Annotated in this window: 17 protein-coding genes; 9 read left to right on the forward strand and 8 right to left on the reverse strand. The window is 63.0% G+C overall.

Going from position 1 to position 15,060, the window contains the following annotated elements; genetic code table 11:
* The first annotated feature begins 165 nt into the window (after positions 1-165).
* Both LB569_RS16160 and LB569_RS16165 read left to right on the forward strand, forming a co-directional pair.
* Positions 166-429 carry a DUF1344 domain-containing protein gene (locus LB569_RS16160; RefSeq protein WP_140705786.1) on the forward strand — a complete coding sequence of 88 codons (264 nt, stop codon included), beginning with the start codon at positions 166-168 and terminating at the stop codon, positions 427-429.
* A gap of 259 nt (positions 430-688) precedes the next feature.
* Complete coding sequence (locus LB569_RS16165) at positions 689-1,678, forward strand: glycosyltransferase family 8 protein (RefSeq protein WP_224693170.1); 990 nt, start codon at positions 689-691, stop codon at positions 1,676-1,678.
* Positions 1,679-1,760: 82 nt separating this feature from the next.
* Here LB569_RS16165 and LB569_RS16170 read toward each other — a convergent pair whose 3' ends face one another.
* From LB569_RS16170 to LB569_RS16185, 4 genes are all read right to left on the reverse strand, one after another.
* On the reverse strand, positions 1,761-2,348 hold the full coding sequence (locus LB569_RS16170) for a histidine phosphatase family protein (protein WP_224693171.1): 588 nt from the start codon (positions 2,346-2,348) through the stop codon (positions 1,761-1,763).
* Positions 2,349-2,392: 44 nt separating this feature from the next.
* Positions 2,393-3,211, reverse strand: coding sequence for an enoyl-ACP reductase FabI (fabI, locus tag LB569_RS16175; RefSeq protein ID WP_140705782.1), 819 nt, complete (start codon positions 3,209-3,211; stop codon positions 2,393-2,395).
* 104 nt (positions 3,212-3,315) lie between these two features.
* Positions 3,316-4,248 carry a DnaJ C-terminal domain-containing protein gene (locus LB569_RS16180; RefSeq protein ID WP_224693172.1) on the reverse strand — a complete coding sequence of 311 codons (933 nt, stop codon included), beginning with the start codon at positions 4,246-4,248 and terminating at the stop codon, positions 3,316-3,318.
* Positions 4,249-4,433: 185 nt separating this feature from the next.
* Positions 4,434-4,895, reverse strand: coding sequence for an RT0821/Lpp0805 family surface protein (locus LB569_RS16185; RefSeq protein WP_224693173.1), 462 nt, complete (start codon positions 4,893-4,895; stop codon positions 4,434-4,436).
* Positions 4,896-4,935: 40 nt separating this feature from the next.
* Between LB569_RS16185 and pdxH the strand changes: the two genes are divergently transcribed.
* Positions 4,936-5,553, forward strand: coding sequence for a pyridoxamine 5'-phosphate oxidase (pdxH, locus tag LB569_RS16190; RefSeq protein WP_224693174.1), 618 nt, complete (start codon positions 4,936-4,938; stop codon positions 5,551-5,553).
* Positions 5,554-5,560: 7 nt separating this feature from the next.
* Here the strand turns inward: pdxH and LB569_RS16195 are convergent, their stop codons facing one another.
* Positions 5,561-6,313 carry a crotonase/enoyl-CoA hydratase family protein gene (locus LB569_RS16195; protein ID WP_224693175.1) on the reverse strand — a complete coding sequence of 251 codons (753 nt, stop codon included), beginning with the start codon at positions 6,311-6,313 and terminating at the stop codon, positions 5,561-5,563.
* 20 nt (positions 6,314-6,333) lie between these two features.
* Positions 6,334-8,103 carry an acyl-CoA dehydrogenase gene (locus LB569_RS16200; protein WP_224693176.1) on the reverse strand — a complete coding sequence of 590 codons (1,770 nt, stop codon included), beginning with the start codon at positions 8,101-8,103 and terminating at the stop codon, positions 6,334-6,336.
* Positions 8,104-8,396: 293 nt separating this feature from the next.
* Between LB569_RS16200 and LB569_RS16205 the strand changes: the two genes are divergently transcribed.
* From LB569_RS16205 to LB569_RS16220, 4 genes are all read left to right on the forward strand, one after another.
* Entirely contained in the window at positions 8,397-8,633 is a 237-nt protein-coding gene (locus LB569_RS16205; protein WP_224693177.1) for a hypothetical protein, read from the forward strand.
* A gap of 58 nt (positions 8,634-8,691) precedes the next feature.
* A complete protein-coding gene (locus tag LB569_RS16210) occupies positions 8,692-8,979 on the forward strand; it encodes a DUF1778 domain-containing protein (protein WP_224693178.1) in 288 nt (95 codons plus the stop codon).
* 8 nt (positions 8,980-8,987) lie between these two features.
* On the forward strand, positions 8,988-9,479 hold the full coding sequence (locus LB569_RS16215) for a GNAT family N-acetyltransferase (RefSeq protein WP_224693179.1): 492 nt from the start codon (positions 8,988-8,990) through the stop codon (positions 9,477-9,479).
* Positions 9,480-9,616: 137 nt separating this feature from the next.
* On the forward strand, positions 9,617-10,726 hold the full coding sequence (locus LB569_RS16220; RefSeq protein ID WP_224693291.1) for a glycoside hydrolase family 25 protein: 1,110 nt from the start codon (positions 9,617-9,619) through the stop codon (positions 10,724-10,726).
* A 22-nt stretch (positions 10,727-10,748) separates the two neighbouring features.
* On the opposite strand, the gene purD is transcribed toward LB569_RS16220, so the two are convergent.
* A complete protein-coding gene (gene purD, locus LB569_RS16225; RefSeq protein WP_224693180.1) occupies positions 10,749-12,026 on the reverse strand; it encodes a phosphoribosylamine--glycine ligase in 1,278 nt (425 codons plus the stop codon).
* Positions 12,027-12,180: 154 nt separating this feature from the next.
* A complete protein-coding gene (locus LB569_RS16230; RefSeq protein ID WP_224693181.1) occupies positions 12,181-13,002 on the reverse strand; it encodes a phytanoyl-CoA dioxygenase family protein in 822 nt (273 codons plus the stop codon).
* Positions 13,003-13,092: 90 nt separating this feature from the next.
* On the opposite strand from LB569_RS16230, the gene LB569_RS16235 reads away from it, so the two are divergent.
* Together LB569_RS16235 and ubiA are read left to right on the forward strand one after the other, a co-directional pair.
* Positions 13,093-14,004, forward strand: a complete 912-nt coding sequence (locus LB569_RS16235; RefSeq protein ID WP_224693182.1) for a LysR family transcriptional regulator — start codon at positions 13,093-13,095, stop codon at positions 14,002-14,004.
* Positions 14,005-14,072: 68 nt separating this feature from the next.
* Positions 14,073-15,056, forward strand: a complete 984-nt coding sequence (ubiA, locus tag LB569_RS16240; protein WP_224693292.1) for a 4-hydroxybenzoate octaprenyltransferase — start codon at positions 14,073-14,075, stop codon at positions 15,054-15,056.
* The last annotated feature ends 4 nt before the right edge of the window (positions 15,057-15,060 follow it).

The raw sequence follows: 15,060 nt of genomic DNA on the forward strand, positions 1-15,060 counted from the left end.
ATCGCAGCCGGCTGAAGCCAGCCTTCTATTGGCGTTTTCCACAGTGGTCAAACTGTCATCCCCGCCGTTTAAGTTTTGACACATTCGGCTGGTTTCTGCTTTCTTCCATTCGCCGTTGAGGACCCGCCGCCACCCAGGCCGGCGCAATGACCAAAGAGGACGATCATGCGTATCCTGATTGGCGCTGTTGCCGCCACGCTGCTGCTTTCCACCGCCGCCTTTGCCGGCCAGACCGAAGGCCTGATCAAGAAGGTCGACAAGGATGCGCTGACCCTGACGCTGGACGACGGCAAATCCTACAAGCTCAATGCCGAAACCGATCTCGATTCGCTGAAGCCAGGCATGGATATCGTCATCGCTTATGACGTCACCAATGGCGAAAACGTCGTGACCGACATGCAGTTGCCGGGTGACAGCGACACGAACTAAGGCTTCTTCCCAGCCAATTCGGGCTAATATCGAGAGTGCTCAGGGTTTCGCCGAGCCCGGACGGTTGCATTGGCCGGCGGCGCCGACCGCGTCCCAGAGAGCCTTGATGTTCCTTTCGGCATTGGCGAGCAGTTTGTCTGGGACGTCTACTTTGCCTACTGACAAGGTTGGCTGTGCGGCTCCTCCGGCACTTTCCGGGAGAAACCCGAATCGGGTACGCAGCCCGCGCTGGTTCTAGCGATCAGATGGGAGCCCTTGGTTGGGTCGGATCAAGATGACCACCTGTCTCGACGTCGCCCTGTGTGTCGACGGTGGAAATGTCGACCAAGCGGCGGTAACGATTGCTTCGGTGCTGGCACACCTCTCGCCCGGGCCCCCGCTGACGTTTCATGTATTTTACGGTGAGCCACCCAGCCGCCGGTCCCGGCGCCTGGAAGCGCTACGGGTAAGCCCACATCGCCTGCGCACTCATTACGTCGAGAACCGGTTTCGAGATATAGCGCTGTTCGATCACGTTACGCCCGCGGCTTTGCTGCGGCTGCAACTCGGCGAGTTCCTCCCGAACTTGGATCGCGTGCTCTATCTCGACGCGGACATCCTTGCGGTAGCCGATATCCGACCGCTGCTCGCCACCGATCTTGGCGGTGCCGTGGCCGGTGCGGTACAGGATTTGGGCCTGCACGCGGCCCTGGCTGAGGAGGCGATTACCGGTCGGCTCGACCATGTGCTCCATGTCCGCGACGCGCTCGGCTGGGACCCTGACAACTTCACTTATGTCAACTCCGGGATACTGCTGCTTGACCTTGCCACACTTCGCCACGAATGGTTCGGCGAGCGGGCGGGGCAACTTTTGCTTGATCACCCGCATAGGTTCCGCTGGCGTGATCAGGACGCAATAAATCTGCTGCTCCGAGGCCGCATTGTTCTCCTGGATCCGCGCTGGAACACCATGGTCTGGTTCCTTGAGCGGGAACCACGCCGCCACTACGCCGACATGGCTGCCGCGACACTGCAGCGGCGCGATCCTTGGCTGTTACATTTCTCCGGCGTCAGCAAACCATGGAACAGCCTTGTCGATATACCGGATTATCGGCGCTGGTGGCGCGCCGCTGTCCGCACCTCGCCGATCTGGGGCCTTAGGTGGCTGACGCTACTGCTCGCGACAGCGGCCGCACCAATGTCGAGGGTGATGCGGCGAACATATAGGCGCCGCGGCGCAAAGCCACTCTCGTCGAGCACGATTCAATAAAAGCGAGCGATCGGGCGGCTCTGGGAATTTCCCCACGAACCTTGCGAACCGATCTCCATGAAGGCGATCATAGCCAGGACCGCTACAGCCACTCCAGGCATTTGCCCTGCAGCCTGAGCACGCGATCCTGCGGTATCTCCAGGTTCGCCGCCTCGTCCTCGGCCATATCAAGTACGAAACGAAACAGGGTGCGCATGACGCCGCCATGCGTGACACAGATCGTCCTGCGCTTCATTTCATCGAAGCAGGGCTTCACCCGTTCGAGCAGCATCTGGTAGCTTTCCGCACCGTCGCCGGGTGGCTGAAAATTCCATTTGTCCAGGGCGCGCGACCGGCTCGCCCCGGGTGATTGCGTCTCGAGTTCGGCGAAGGTAAAACTCTGCCAATCACCGAAATTGACTTCGATGAGCCTGGCATCGGTTCGATAGGCGAGCGGATCGAGCCGCATCGCGGCGCGAACGCGCTCCATGGTTTCGCGCGTCCGTCTCATCGGACTGGCGACGAAGTCGAACTCGTTGGGATCGCCGATGAGTTCGGCCAGCCGACGCCCGTTTTCGGTCGCTTGTTCGCGGCCGAGAGCATTGAGATCGGTGTCGGCCTGGCCCTGAAGCCGGAACTCGGCGTTCCACGCGGTCTGGCCGTGGCGCACGATATAAACCAGCGGGTACATCAGCTCTCCGGAGATCGGGCCAGGGCCGGGACGGGCGGAGAGAACTAATCCTTGACCGTCGAAATATCGGGCGCGTCGACCGCCTTCATGCCGACGACGTGATAACCGGAATCGACATGGTGCACCTCGCCGGTGACGCCACGCGACAGGTCGGACAGGAAATAGACGCCGGAATCACCGACTTCCTCCTGCGTGACGGTCTGCTTCAGCGGCGAATTGTATTCGTTCCACTTCAGGATGTAGCGGAAGTCGCCGATGCCGGAGGCGGCAAGCGTCTTGATCGGGCCGGCGGAAATCGCATTGACGCGGATCTTCTTGGCGCCGAGATCAACCGCGAGGTAGCGCACGCTGGCCTCGAGTGCCGCCTTGGCGACGCCCATGACGTTGTAGTGGGGCATCACCTTTTCCGCGCCGTAATAGGTCAGTGTCAGCAGCGAACCGCCCTCGGTCATCAGCGCTTCGGCGCGCTTGGCGATGGTGGTGAAGGAATAGACCGAAATGTCCATGGTGCGCAGGAAATTGTCACGCGTCGTCTCGACATAACGGCCGGTCAGCTCGTCCTTGTCGGAGAAGGCGATGGCGTGCACGAGGAAGTCGAGTTTGCCCCAATGATTGGCGACATTGGCGAAGACCTCGTCCAGGCTCGCCGGATCGGTGACGTCGCAATGGCCGGCGACGAAAGCGCCCAGTTCAGCCGCCAGCGGCTCGACGCGCTTCTTGAAGGCTTCGCCCTGATAGGTCAACGCGATTTCGGCACCGTGATCGACGCAGGCCTTGGCGATGCCATAGGCGATCGATCTGTTGTTGGCGACGCCAAGAATAAGGCCGCGCTTGCCGGCCATTAGGCCCTGTCCACCCGCCATGTCAGCGCTCTCCGCAAGGTTTCTGCTTTGTGAAGTGCCTATCGCACAGGCACACAGCCCCTTCAAGCGTTCAAACCGGACAGTTCGGGGGACAAAGCTCTCGATCAGCCTTTTTGGCCACGCAACAGCGATTCCAGCGTGCTGTCGCCGCCTTCCGGCAGCATGATGCGCACATGGGCGTAGAGATCGCCATGGCCGCCGGCTTTCTCGGGCAGGCCCCTGCCCTTGAGCCGCAGGACCTTGTCGGAACTCGACCAGGGGGGCACGTTGACAGCGAGCCTGCCGGTCGGCGTCTCGACCGGCACCTTGGCGCCCAGCACCGCATCGGCCAGCGAAACCGGTAGATCGGCGTGCAGGTCGCGACCCTCGATGCGATAGCGCGGATGCCGGCGGATGTGGATCTTGACCAACGCGTCGCCAGGCTGACCCGGTCCCTGCTCACCCTGGCCCTTCAACCGGATGGTCTGGCCGTCCTCGACATAGGCCGGCAGCTTGACGGCCACCTTGCGGCCGTCGGGGAACATCGCCGTCACTTTCTCGGCATTGGCCGCTTCCTCGATGGTGATGTCGAGCGTCACATTGAGGTCGGCCGCCGTCGCCGGCTGGCGACGGTCACCCTGGCCTGGACCGCGCGCGCCGGAGAAAGCATCGCCGAATATCTGGCTGAAGATGTCGCTGTTGCCGTCGAACGGATCGCCGCCCGGCCGGCCCGAGCGGAACTCGAAGTGTGAGCCTCCGGCCCCCTGCTGCTGACGGCGAAATCCGGCAAAGGGGTCGCCGCCACCGGCCGCACCCTCAAAGCCCTGGAAGCGCGGCTTGCCGTCGGCATCGATCTCGCCGCGATCGAAAGCGGCGCGGCTCTTCTCGTCGCCGATGATTTCATAGGCCTGATTGGCCGCGGCAAAGCGGTCCTTCGCCTTGGGATCATTCGGATTCTGGTCCGGATGATGTTTCTTAGCGAGTTTGCGGTACGCCGATTTTATATCCTTGGCCGATGCGTTCTTTGCAACGCCCAGCACCTCATAGGGGTCGCGCATGTGTCCTGCCCTGGAAATGAGTTGAGTCCATACTTGCCTCCTATATGCGCTCGCATAGGAAGAAATTCCAGTGGCGGAGCTTCAGATCGAAGGTGGAAAATCAGAGCCTGAGCCGTGAAGACGGCGGTTGAGGATTGGCTTGGAAAAAATCCGCCAAGCCGACCCAATCGGCTTTCGGAGCAGGCTCAGAGCGCCTTGAAGCCCTGCATGCGCCAACCGCCAGCGCCGGCAAGGCACAGTTCACCCTCGAACATGGCAACACCGTCAAAGCTTTCGCGGGAAGCCTTGAAGCGGCGACAGGTCTGACCCCTGTCCTTCAACTCCGCCAGTTCGGTAATGGAGCCGCGCGAGCCGGTGCCGGTGTTCGCCCAGGGCACCGCCTGGCCACCGAGTTGCTCGATGTCGGCGGACGACACCGCATTGCCGATCGTCGTCTGGTCGGAGTCGCGATCGGAATCGGCCGGCGCTGGCGATGCCAATGTGCTCGAAGTCAGGATCGAGCGGTCGACTTCGGCTTTTTCCAGGCTGAAGCCCCCCGCTCCGCAAGCCGCGAGCGGCAAGGCGGCCGCCACGATCGCCGCTTTCGCGCTGGCTGAAGCGATAACGCCCCATTGCCTGCTGTCAAAAGCTTGCGCGATACGCGACAATCGGCAACCTCCCTGATTTCGTGACAATTTGAGAAAAACTATGAGTGATGCAGAGTTAACAAGCGGTGACTTTACCGAGGCCGCCGAGCCGTTTCGCCTTTTTGCCGCATGGCTGGACGACGCCACCAAGAGCGAAATCAACGACGCCAACGGCGTGGCGCTGGCGACCGTCGATGCCGAGGGCATGCCGGACGTGCGGATGGTGCTGCTCAAGGGGTTCGATGAAAGCGGCTTTGTGTTCTACACGAATTTCGAGAGCGCCAAGGGCCAGGAAATTCTTGGCAGCATGAAGGCGGCGATGTGTTTCCACTGGAAGTCGCTGCGCAGGCAGGTGCGCGTGCGCGGCCCGGTGGAGATCGTCAGCGACGCCGAAGCCGACACCTATTACGCGACGCGCCCGCGTGGCAGCCGCATCGGCGCCTGGGCTTCGAAACAGTCGCGGCCGCTGGAAAGCCGCTTCGCGCTGGAAAAGGCGGTCGCCGAATACACGGCCCGTTATGCCATCGGCGAAATCCCAAGGCCAAAGCACTGGTCCGGCTTCCGCATCGTGCCGAAGACGATCGAATTCTGGCACGACAGACCGTTCCGGCTGCATGACCGGGTGGTTTTTTCCCGTGACACCAAGGGTGGTTGGGACAAGGCGCGGCTTTACCCCTGAAAGGGGCTCAGCTCTTTTTCCTGGTCATGAATGCGGTGAGCGCGGCGCGCGCCTCGTCGGACTTCAGCCGCTCGCGAAAATGCTCGCTTTCCACCTCAATGCGGGCGACGAGGTCGTCGCGTGAGCCACGCATCAGGTCGCGCGCGATCCTGAGCGCTTGCGGCGGCTTGGCGGCGATCTGGCCAGCCGCGGCAAGCACCGAAGCCTCCAGCGCCCCTTCCTCCACCACCTCGTAGATCAGGCCGACGGCCATAGCGCGCTCGGCCGAAAAACCCTCGCCGAGACCGAGCAGCGCGAACGCGCCTTGCTGGCCGAGGATGCGTGGGGCGAGCAGGCTCGATCCTGCCTCGGGCACGAGGCCAAGATCGACGAAAGGCGTGCGGAACACGGTGCGTGGCGTGGCGAAGGTCAGGTCGCAATGCAGATTGAGCGTGGTGCCGATGCCAACCGCGATGCCATCGACGCCGGAGACGATGGGTTTTTCGACCCGGGCCAGCGCCATCAGGAAATCCCAGACCTCGGTGCCGCCGTCGCCGCCGGTGGCGACGACCATGAAATCTGCCAGGTCGTTGCCGGACGAGAAGGCACCTGGCACGCCGAGAAAGACATGGACGCGGACCGCCGGGTCGGCGTCACCTTCGGCAAGGGCAGCCGACATCTTCGCGTACATGGCGCGCGTCAGCGCGTTCTTCTTGTCGGGGCGGTTCATGCGGATGATCTGGATGGCGCCCTGGCGCTCTACGAGAATGTGGTCTGTCACGATTGTTTCCTCAGTGAATGTCAGGCGGACATCAGCGCCTTGCCGGCAGCGGCAAGGCTGTCGCCACCGTCGATGACGCGCTCTTTCAAGGCACTGACTTCGCCAAGCAGGTTTTCGGCGAAGAAGCGGCAAAGCGCGATGCGGCCCTGATCAGCAAGAGCGGCCCGCGTCAGATAGGCGCCGCCGGCGACGAGCGAGATCAGCCGGAGATAAGGCGTGGCGCCAGCCAGCGCCTTGTCCGTCTCTCCGTCGACCGCCAGTTTTTGCAGGACGCGGGTCGCCTGCGTCAGATCGCCAAGGGCAGCATCCAGAAGATCGGCGGTTCGGCCGAAACCTTGCAGGTTGGAGGTGCGCACCGCATTGGCGATACCGGCCAGTTCGTCGATATAGCCATGCACGTGCTCGCCGCCGCCGAGCGGCAGTTTTCGGGTCACCAGATCGATCGCCTGGATGCCGTTGGTGCCCTCATAGATGGGCGCGATGCGGGCGTCGCGATAAAGCGCGGCCGCGCCCGTTTCCTCGATGAAACCCATGCCGCCATGCACCTGCACGCCGAGCGAGGCGACCTCGACGCCGATATCGGTCGAAAACGCCTTGGCGAGCGGCGTCAGGAGATTGGCACGGTCGCGCCAATGCACCGCCTCGTCGCCAGACGACACGCGCGCGAGATCGATGGCATGGGCGCAGGAATAGCTGATGGCGCGGGCGATCTGTGTCAGCGCCTTCATCGTCAGGAGATTGCGCTGCACGTCCGGGTGATGGACGATCGGCGCCATGCCGGCGCCAACATAGTCGCTCGCCTTGCCTTGGCGGCGCTCATTGGCATAGGCGATCGCTTTCTGGGTCGCGGCTTCCGCGACCGCGACGCCCTGCATGCCGACGGCCAGACGGGCATTGTTCATCATGGTGAACATGCAGGCGAGGCCCTTGTTCTCCTCGCCGATCAGCCAGCCGATGGCGCCTGGCTTGGCGCCCTGAAAGCCGTCGCCATAGATCATGGTGCAGGTCGGCGAGGCGTGGATGCCGAGCTTGTGCTCGAGGCCGGAACAGAAGACGTCGTTGCGCGCGCCGATCGAGCCGTCGTCGCCGACCAGGAATTTCGGCACCAGGAACAGCGAAATGCCGCGCGTGCCGGCCGGCGCGTCCGGCAGCCGCGCCAACACCAGATGGACGATGTTGTCGGTGAAGTCGTGCTCGCCATAGGTGATGAATATCTTCTGGCCGAAGATCCGGTAGGTACCGTCGCCCGCGGGCTCGGCGCGGGCGCGCAGCGCGGCGAGGTCGGAGCCCGCCTGCGGCTCGGTCAGGTTCATCGTGCCCATCCATTCGCCGGAGACGAGCTTTGCGAGATATTTCGCCTTGAGTTCCTCCGAGGCGTGCTTGTCGAGCGCTTCGACCGCGCCCATGGTCAGCGTCGGGCCGATCCCGAAGGCCATGGCGGCCGAATTCCACATTTCGAGCGCGGCGACGCCAAGCATGGTCGGCAACGCCTGGCCGCCATATTCCTCAGGCCCGGACAGCGCGTTCCAGCCGCCATCGATCCAGCGGCGATAGAGTTCTTTCCAGCCCGTCGGCATGGTGACGGCGGCATCCCTGAGCACGGCGCCTTGTTCGTCGCCGATCTTGTAAAGGGGCGCCACTTCCTCGGTGGCGAAACGGCCGGCTTCGCCAAGAACGGCATCGACCAAATCCTCGCCGAGATCGCCGAACGCACCGGCATCGAGCGCTGATTTCATGCCGGCGACGTGCTTCAGCGTGAACGCGATATCCTCGACCGGTGCGCGATACATATCTGCTCCTCCCTAGCGACAAATCCTATGCGGAAGCGCCGACGCAAACCACCGCGTTCGGGTCGTCAGCGACCTTCTTTTTACGTAAACGTCAAACTTTGTCACGTGGATTTTCCAATCGCCATGGGGTCGACGTCCACGGGCGAAGCGGCGCGGCGCAGACCATAAGATGACGAAATCGCGGAGGTTCTGGTCAATTTCAAAATTGCTGCTCTCAAAATTTCTTCAACCAGGAATTACATCCTCGTATATGATCTGGGCAGATCATATACAGAGCCGACCGGACCATTGCCATGCTTGCCAGACCTGACGCCTATCGCTGCATCGAATGCGGTTTGCCCTACCGGGCAACCGGATTTTCCTACTATCACGGCGACCTGGCGAACGGCGCCGCCTACTGGTCGGATCGCGGCATATTGTGCTCACCACGATGCTCGCTTGCCCACCACCGCAAACGCACCGCAGAAGGCACGTTGCGGCAGGAGCCGGCGCCAGATCCGTTTGAATTTCCTCCGGTCAGCCGACGGTGACCGCAGCGCTTGATATGTACGGTTAAAACCCGTACATATTGCGTCAGAGGTGATCGCGATGCCAAAGCAACAGACCCGCACTGCCCGTATCGAGGCTCGTATTTCGCCAGATATGCTTAGCGTGGTGAAGCGTGCTGCCGAAATTCAGGGCCGCAGCGTCAGTGACTTCGTGATTGCCGCCGCGCAGGAAGCCGCACAACGCACCATTGAGGAGACGGCTATCATTCGCCTGTCCATCGAGGATCAGCACGCTCTGGTCGAGGCCATTCTCAATCCACCCGATCCCAATGAAGCACTGCGCAAAGCCGCCGATGCCTACAAGCGACTTGTCGTCGAAGCCCGGTGAGTCTGGACTTGATCATCGAGCCACTGGGTGGCTCGTATACTCGGAATGGATTCAGCTGCGGTGTACTGGCACTGGACCACTATCTTCGCGAGCAGGCAAGCCAGGACGTCAAACGCCGAGTCAGCAATTGTTTCGTCGCCGCAGACCGTGATGTCGGTCTCATTGCCGGATATTACACTCTTGCAGCGGCAAGTGTGCCCATCGCTTCTCTGCCAGAAGAACTGACGAAACGCCTACCGCGCTATCCAGTCCTGCCCGCCATATTGATTGGAAGGTTGGCTGTCGACACCCGATATCAGGGACAATGTGTTGGATCGACATTGATCGTGGATGCGCTCCGGCGCTGCGCCCAAGCCGCTCCCGCCTCTTTCGCGCTGATCGTCGACGCCAAGGACGACAAAGCCGCCGCTTTTTATCTCAAGTATGGTTTCACGCCGTTTCAAGGTCGCCCGTTGTCGATGTTCCTGTCGGTAGCGACGGCGTTGAAGCTGTTCGGCTGACGCACCGCATCGTCTCGATAAAGCATTTCCTTAACCATAGCGGTTCAGCATTCGCCTTTGATCAACGGGGATTCCCTGTTTTGAAAAGGACGGCGCGCTTTCTTGCCCGCACGGCGCTTCTCGCTTTCGCGGCAGTCATGGCACTGTCGATGGCGGCAAAGGCCTCGGATTTCTCCGAGCCGTGGAAGAATGCCGACCGCGCCCTGGTCATCGATGCCTACGAGTATAATTCCATCGACTGGGCCCAGCTTGCCACCGACAAGCGCATCGCCGCCTTCATCAACAAGGCGTCCGACGGCATGCCGCCGCCCTATTTCTGTTTCGGCGGCGATACCGAGGTGAAGCTGTGCAAGGCGCTTTGGAAACGCCATGCGGTGACGCGCGAGCTGTTCCAGACACGCCGGGTCGTGGCCAAGGCGCTCGGCATGAAATGGGGCGCCTATCACCTCGCCCGCCCCGGCAATCCAGTCGAGCAGGCCAATAATTTCCTCGATTTCGCCGACCCGGCGCCGGACGACCTCATGGCCCTCGACATCGAGGGTATCGATCCCACGCAATGGATGTCGCTCGATGACGCCGAGGAGTTCGTGCGCCAGGTGCATCGGCGCGTGGGCCGCTTCCCGGTGCTCTACACCAACGGGAAGACGGCGCAATATATCGCCGACAACCGCTACAGATACCGGCTCCTGTCGCGGCTGCCGCTTTGGTACGCGCGGTACAAGCCTGACATCGACGTGCATTTTCCGATGGGCAACTGGCAGGGCTACGCGCTCTGGCAGTTCTCGGCGCAGGCCAATTGCGGCCGCTTCCGCTGTCCCTACCGGGTCGCCGGTACACCCGACAACATCGACGTCAACGTCGCGCCAACCGATGCCGCCACGCTGCGCCAGCAATGGCCGTTCGGCGGGCTGATCGACGTGCCGTCCGATTATCTGGCCAGCGTGCCGGTGCCGCTCTCGCGGGAGGCAGGCCTCGCCGGCAGAGCCACCCTCATTTATGCCGATGTGGCGACGCCGCCGACCGTCGAGGAAATGGTCGCGGTGCTCGGTTCGCGCTGGTCGAAATTCCGCGATGGATTTCGCATGCCGGTCGTGAAGACGGTGCCGCGACGGCCGGGCTTCGGCATTGTCCAGTATGTTGCCTGGAAGCGGGCCGGCCAGCGCTCGCCCTCACAACTCGACGCCGCCTTCGCGGCGGCCGATCCGCTCAGCACCGCTTCGACCGAACTTGATCGCGGCCAGCGGTAGCCGCCGCCCATCGGTCGGCGCTTCAGCCAGCCTGTTCGCGCGCCACGGCCTGCCAGCCGATATCGCGGCGGCAGAAGCCGTCCGGCCAGTCGATGCGGTCGAGCGCGGCATAGGCCCGCGCCTGCGCCTCGCCAACGGTGGCGCCGGTCGCCGTGACGTTGAGGACGCGACCGCCATTGGCCACCAACGCACCGCCATTGATGGCGGTGCCGGCATGGAAAATCTGGACGCCTTCGCCCGCGGCGTTCTCGACGCCGCGAATGACGGAGCCTTTTTCCGGCGTGCCGGGGTAGCCCCTCGCCGCCATCACCACGGTGAGCGCCGCCTCGTCGCGCCAGCGCACGGAGCTATGCGCGAGCTGGCCGTCGACGGCGGCATTGAGCAGCACCAGAAGGTCATCCCTGAGGCGCATCATCAGCACCTGGCATTCCGGGTCGCCGAAGCGGGTGTTGTATTCGATCAGCTTGGGTCCCTGGTCCGTGATCATTAGCCCGGCGAACAGAATGCCGGCAAAGGGCGCGCCAAGCTCAGCCATGCCGCGCATGGTCGGCTCGATGATCTCGCGCATCGTGCGCTCGATCATGTCAGGCGTCATCACCGGGGCCGGCGAATAGGCGCCCATGCCGCCGGTGTTGGGCCCGACATCGCCGTCGCCGACGCGCTTGTGGTCCTGTGCGGTGCCGAAGGGCAGTGCCGTGGTGCCGTCGCAAAGGCAGAAGAAGCTCGCTTCCTCGCCGGTCATGAATTCCTCGATCACCACCTCCGCGCCGGCGGCGCCGAAGGAGCCGTCGAAGCAGGAAGCGAGTGCCGCCTGCGCCTCATCCATCGTCATGGCGACGGTGACGCCCTTGCCGGCCGCCAACCCGTCGGCCTTGATGACGATCGGCGTGCCTGTCTTTTCGACATAGGCCCTGGCGGAGGCCAGGTCACCGAAACGGCCATAGGCGGCGGTCGGGATGTTGTACCTGGCGCAGAGATCCTTGGTAAAACCCTTCGAGCCTTCCAGCCGCGCGGCGGCCTTCGAAGGCCCGAAGACGCGGATGTTTTCGGCGCGCAGATCATCGGCGATGCCGGCGACGAGCGGCCCCTCCGGACCGACCACGACAAGATCGATTTTTTTCTCGCGGCAGAAGGCGGCGACTGCGGCGTGGTCGGCAATATCCAACTTTGCTAGCTCGGCCTCTGCGCCGATGCCCGGATTGCCTGGAGCCGCGTAGAGCTTGGTCAGCAGCGGCGACGCGGCGATCTTCCAGGCCAGCGCATGTTCGCGGCCGCCCGAGCCGAGAAGAAGAACGTTCATGGCCACCTCTTGATGCCGACTTAGGAGAACACCCGCTATTGCTCTCCGGACGACGGGTCAAGGCATCAGGGTGGATTGATCGAAATTGCGCACGGGAACGTTACCCCTGCAGAATAGAGGCGCCGCTATCGGCGTCTCTATTCTGGCTTCTCGCTCAGCTCTGAAAGATAACCGGAAACCAGTCCTCGCGCAGCTTCTGTCCCGGCTGCATACCATGACCGTGATAGGGCGGTGAGGTACGGCCGGGCCGCTCCACATAATGGGCATCGTCGCCGACCCAGCGCAGCGACAGCGCCCGGCGACGTGCCGCGGTCATGTTGCCGCGTGCGCCATGCGCGGTGCGGAAGTCGAACAGGATGGCGTCGCCCGGCTCCATCTCCCATTCGATAACCTTCATCGAGGGATCGTTGTCAGGGTCCGGTACCGGCCGGTAGTCGCCTTCGCCTGCATAGAAATTGTCTTCGTTCAGCCAGCGCACCGGCAGGACCATCTTGTCCCATTTGTGCGAACCGGCGATCAGCCTCAGCGTCGCCTCCTTCACCGGATCGATGGGGATCCAGAAACTCACCGTCTGCTGACCGTCGACAAAATAATAGGGAATGTCCTGGTGCCACGGCGTCGGCTTCTGCGTACCGGGCTCCTTGACCAGGACGTGGTCGTGGAAGAACTGCGCGGTGCGCGACCGCATCACCGCGGCCGCCAGTCGCGCCGCAGGCGATTCGCGCACCACCTGGACGAATTCGGGAATGCGCTCCCAGTTGCAGTAATCGTCAAAAAAGCTGCCTTTGCCATTGGCGATGTCGGACGCCGTGGCGCTGCGGTTCTGGATGTTGCGCTCGATGCCGGCGGCAATCGTGTCGACCCAGCCCTTGAAGGCGCCGCGTACGCAGACTGCGCCGTCACGCTGGTAGTCGGCAATTGTCTGGGCATCGATGATTTCGGTGTCGATGGCGCGAGCAAAGGTCTGGGAAGCCATGTTGTCCTCCTTTCAGGATCGAGGCGACTATCGCAGCGGCAACTCATTCAGTAAAATAATAACTTCTCATCTGACACATAGGCTTCAACTATGAGCCTCAGCCTCACCCAGCTACGCTATCTCATCGCCGTTGCCCGCCATGGCAGCGTTACCGGCGCGGCCCGGGCGCTCAACATTTCGCAGCCGTCGATTTCGGTGGCCATCGACGCGATCGAAAGGGATTTCGGCCAGAAGCTTTTCGTGCGCCAGCGGGGAAGCGGCGTGTCGCTGACCTCCTTCGGCCGTGTCGTGGTGGCGAAGGCAAAGCAGGTCCTTGCCGAGACGGACGAACTCCTGGGCCTGGGCAAGGTCAGTTCGACGGTCGGCGGCGAACTGGTGCTTGGATGTTTCGAGGATCTGGCGCCCTATTTCGCGCCGGGCCTCATCCGCGCCTTTTCCGAACGCCATCCAGAGGTCGATGTCGTCGTTCGGGACGAGACATTCGAGACGCTCGGGCGACGCCTGTCGGACTCCGCCGTCGATCTCGGGCTCAGCTACGATCTTGGCCTGCCGTCGCACTTCGCCCGCATCCTGCTGCACGAATTGCGGCCGCACGCGCTGTTGTCGGCGGGCCATGCGCTGGCGGACCGCCCCGAGGTCAGCCTGGCCGATCTGGCCGCCTATCCGCTGATCACCACCGACCAGCCGCATAGCTGGCAGCATATGCTCGACCTGTTCCGCGGGCGCGGCCTATCGCCCGTTGCCCACAGGCGCACGAGCTCGTTCGAACTCCAGCGCAGCATGGTGGCGAACGGCTTCGGCGTTGCGGTCAGCTATACCCGCCCGCATGGCGACCGCAGCTATGACGGTCTGCCCCTCGTTTGCAGGCCACTGTCGGATCCGCTGCCCATGCAGCGCATCATCCTCACCCACGATACACAGCAGCGCGTATCGAAGGCGGCGCTGGCTTTCATCGAGGTGGCGAAGGACTGGTTTTCCAAGCGCGACATCTTCACCTCATGACGGATCGAGGAGCGCCGCGCGCCTGCTTGCCGCTTGACGGTTTCAACCGCTGCTGCCACTCCATGCCGATGGAACAAATCCAGTCGAAAACGGCCCAGGGCCGTGTCGCCGATGCGCCGAACGGCCATTGGGTCTATCGCGTGCTGCCGCGCGCGATCTGGCCCTACGCGCAGCTTGCGCGATGGGACCGGCCGATAGGCTGGCAGCTGCTTCTGTGGCCGTGCTGGTGGTCGGCGGCACTTGCCGCGAGCGCCTATCCCCGCCCCGGCGACCCGCTGCTCTCGCTGCTGCCGGCGCCCCTGTACCTCGTGCTGTTCCTGGTCGGTGCCGTCGCCATGCGCGGCGCCGGCTGCACCTATAACGACATTGTCGACGAGGACATCGACAACCAGGTCGAGCGCACCCGCTCGCGCCCGCTGCCGTCCGGCCAGGCCACGCGCCGGCGAGCCTGGCTGTTTCTCCTGCTGCAGGCCTTGGTCGGCCTGGCGGTTCTCCTGCAGTTCAACAGCTTCGCCATTCTGCTCGGCGTCTGCTCGCTGGTGATCGTCGCCGTCTATCCATTCATGAAGCGGATCACCAACTGGCCGCAACTGTTTCTGGGGCTCGCCTTTTCCTGGGGCGCGCTGATGGGATGGGCGGTCGAGTTCGGCGATCTCGATGGCCCCGCCATCATGCTTTATATCGGTTCGATCCTGTGGGTGATCGGCTATGACACGATCTACGCGCATCAGGACAAGGAAGACGATGCCATTGTCGGCGTGCGCTCGACGGCACGGCTGTTCGGCGACAACACCAAGGCGTGGCTGGCAGGGCTCTATGGCGGCATGCTGATCTGCTTTGCCATCGCCTTCGCCTCGGCGCAGGCCCCGGTGGTGGCGCTAGCGGGATTGATCGCCGCCGGTGCCCATCTGGCCCGGCAGATCGCGGTTCTCGACATTAGCGATCCGGACCAGTGCCTGCGACTGTTCCGGTCGAACAACCAGGTCGGCTGGCTGATCTTCCTCGGCCTGATCGGCGGTGCATTGTGGGTGGCGCTGAAGCCGCTGGTGTAATCTC

Source organism: Mesorhizobium sp. BH1-1-4, assembly GCF_020165665.1.
GTDB lineage: Bacteria > Pseudomonadota > Alphaproteobacteria > Rhizobiales > Rhizobiaceae > Mesorhizobium.

Coding starts and splice junctions, on each gene's coding strand:
- LB569_RS16205 (WP_224693177.1), top strand. CDS start 8,397: ATGCTTGCCAGACCTGACGCCTATCGCTGCATCGAATGCGGTTTGCCC.
- LB569_RS16170 (WP_224693171.1), bottom strand. CDS start 2,348: ATGTACCCGCTGGTTTATATCGTGCGCCACGGCCAGACCGCGTGGAAC.
- fabI (WP_140705782.1), bottom strand. CDS start 3,211: ATGGCGGGTGGACAGGGCCTAATGGCCGGCAAGCGCGGCCTTATTCTT.
- LB569_RS16220 (WP_224693291.1), top strand. CDS start 9,617: ATGGCACTGTCGATGGCGGCAAAGGCCTCGGATTTCTCCGAGCCGTGG.
- LB569_RS16235 (WP_224693182.1), top strand. CDS start 13,093: ATGAGCCTCAGCCTCACCCAGCTACGCTATCTCATCGCCGTTGCCCGC.
- purD (WP_224693180.1), bottom strand. CDS start 12,026: ATGAACGTTCTTCTTCTCGGCTCGGGCGGCCGCGAACATGCGCTGGCC.
- LB569_RS16200 (WP_224693176.1), bottom strand. CDS start 8,103: ATGTATCGCGCACCGGTCGAGGATATCGCGTTCACGCTGAAGCACGTC.
- LB569_RS16230 (WP_224693181.1), bottom strand. CDS start 13,002: ATGGCTTCCCAGACCTTTGCTCGCGCCATCGACACCGAAATCATCGAT.
- LB569_RS16210 (WP_224693178.1), top strand. CDS start 8,692: ATGCCAAAGCAACAGACCCGCACTGCCCGTATCGAGGCTCGTATTTCG.
- pdxH (WP_224693174.1), top strand. CDS start 4,936: ATGAGTGATGCAGAGTTAACAAGCGGTGACTTTACCGAGGCCGCCGAG.
- LB569_RS16160 (WP_140705786.1), top strand. CDS start 166: ATGCGTATCCTGATTGGCGCTGTTGCCGCCACGCTGCTGCTTTCCACC.
- ubiA (WP_224693292.1), top strand. CDS start 14,073: ATGGAACAAATCCAGTCGAAAACGGCCCAGGGCCGTGTCGCCGATGCG.
- LB569_RS16180 (WP_224693172.1), bottom strand. CDS start 4,248: ATGCGCGACCCCTATGAGGTGCTGGGCGTTGCAAAGAACGCATCGGCC.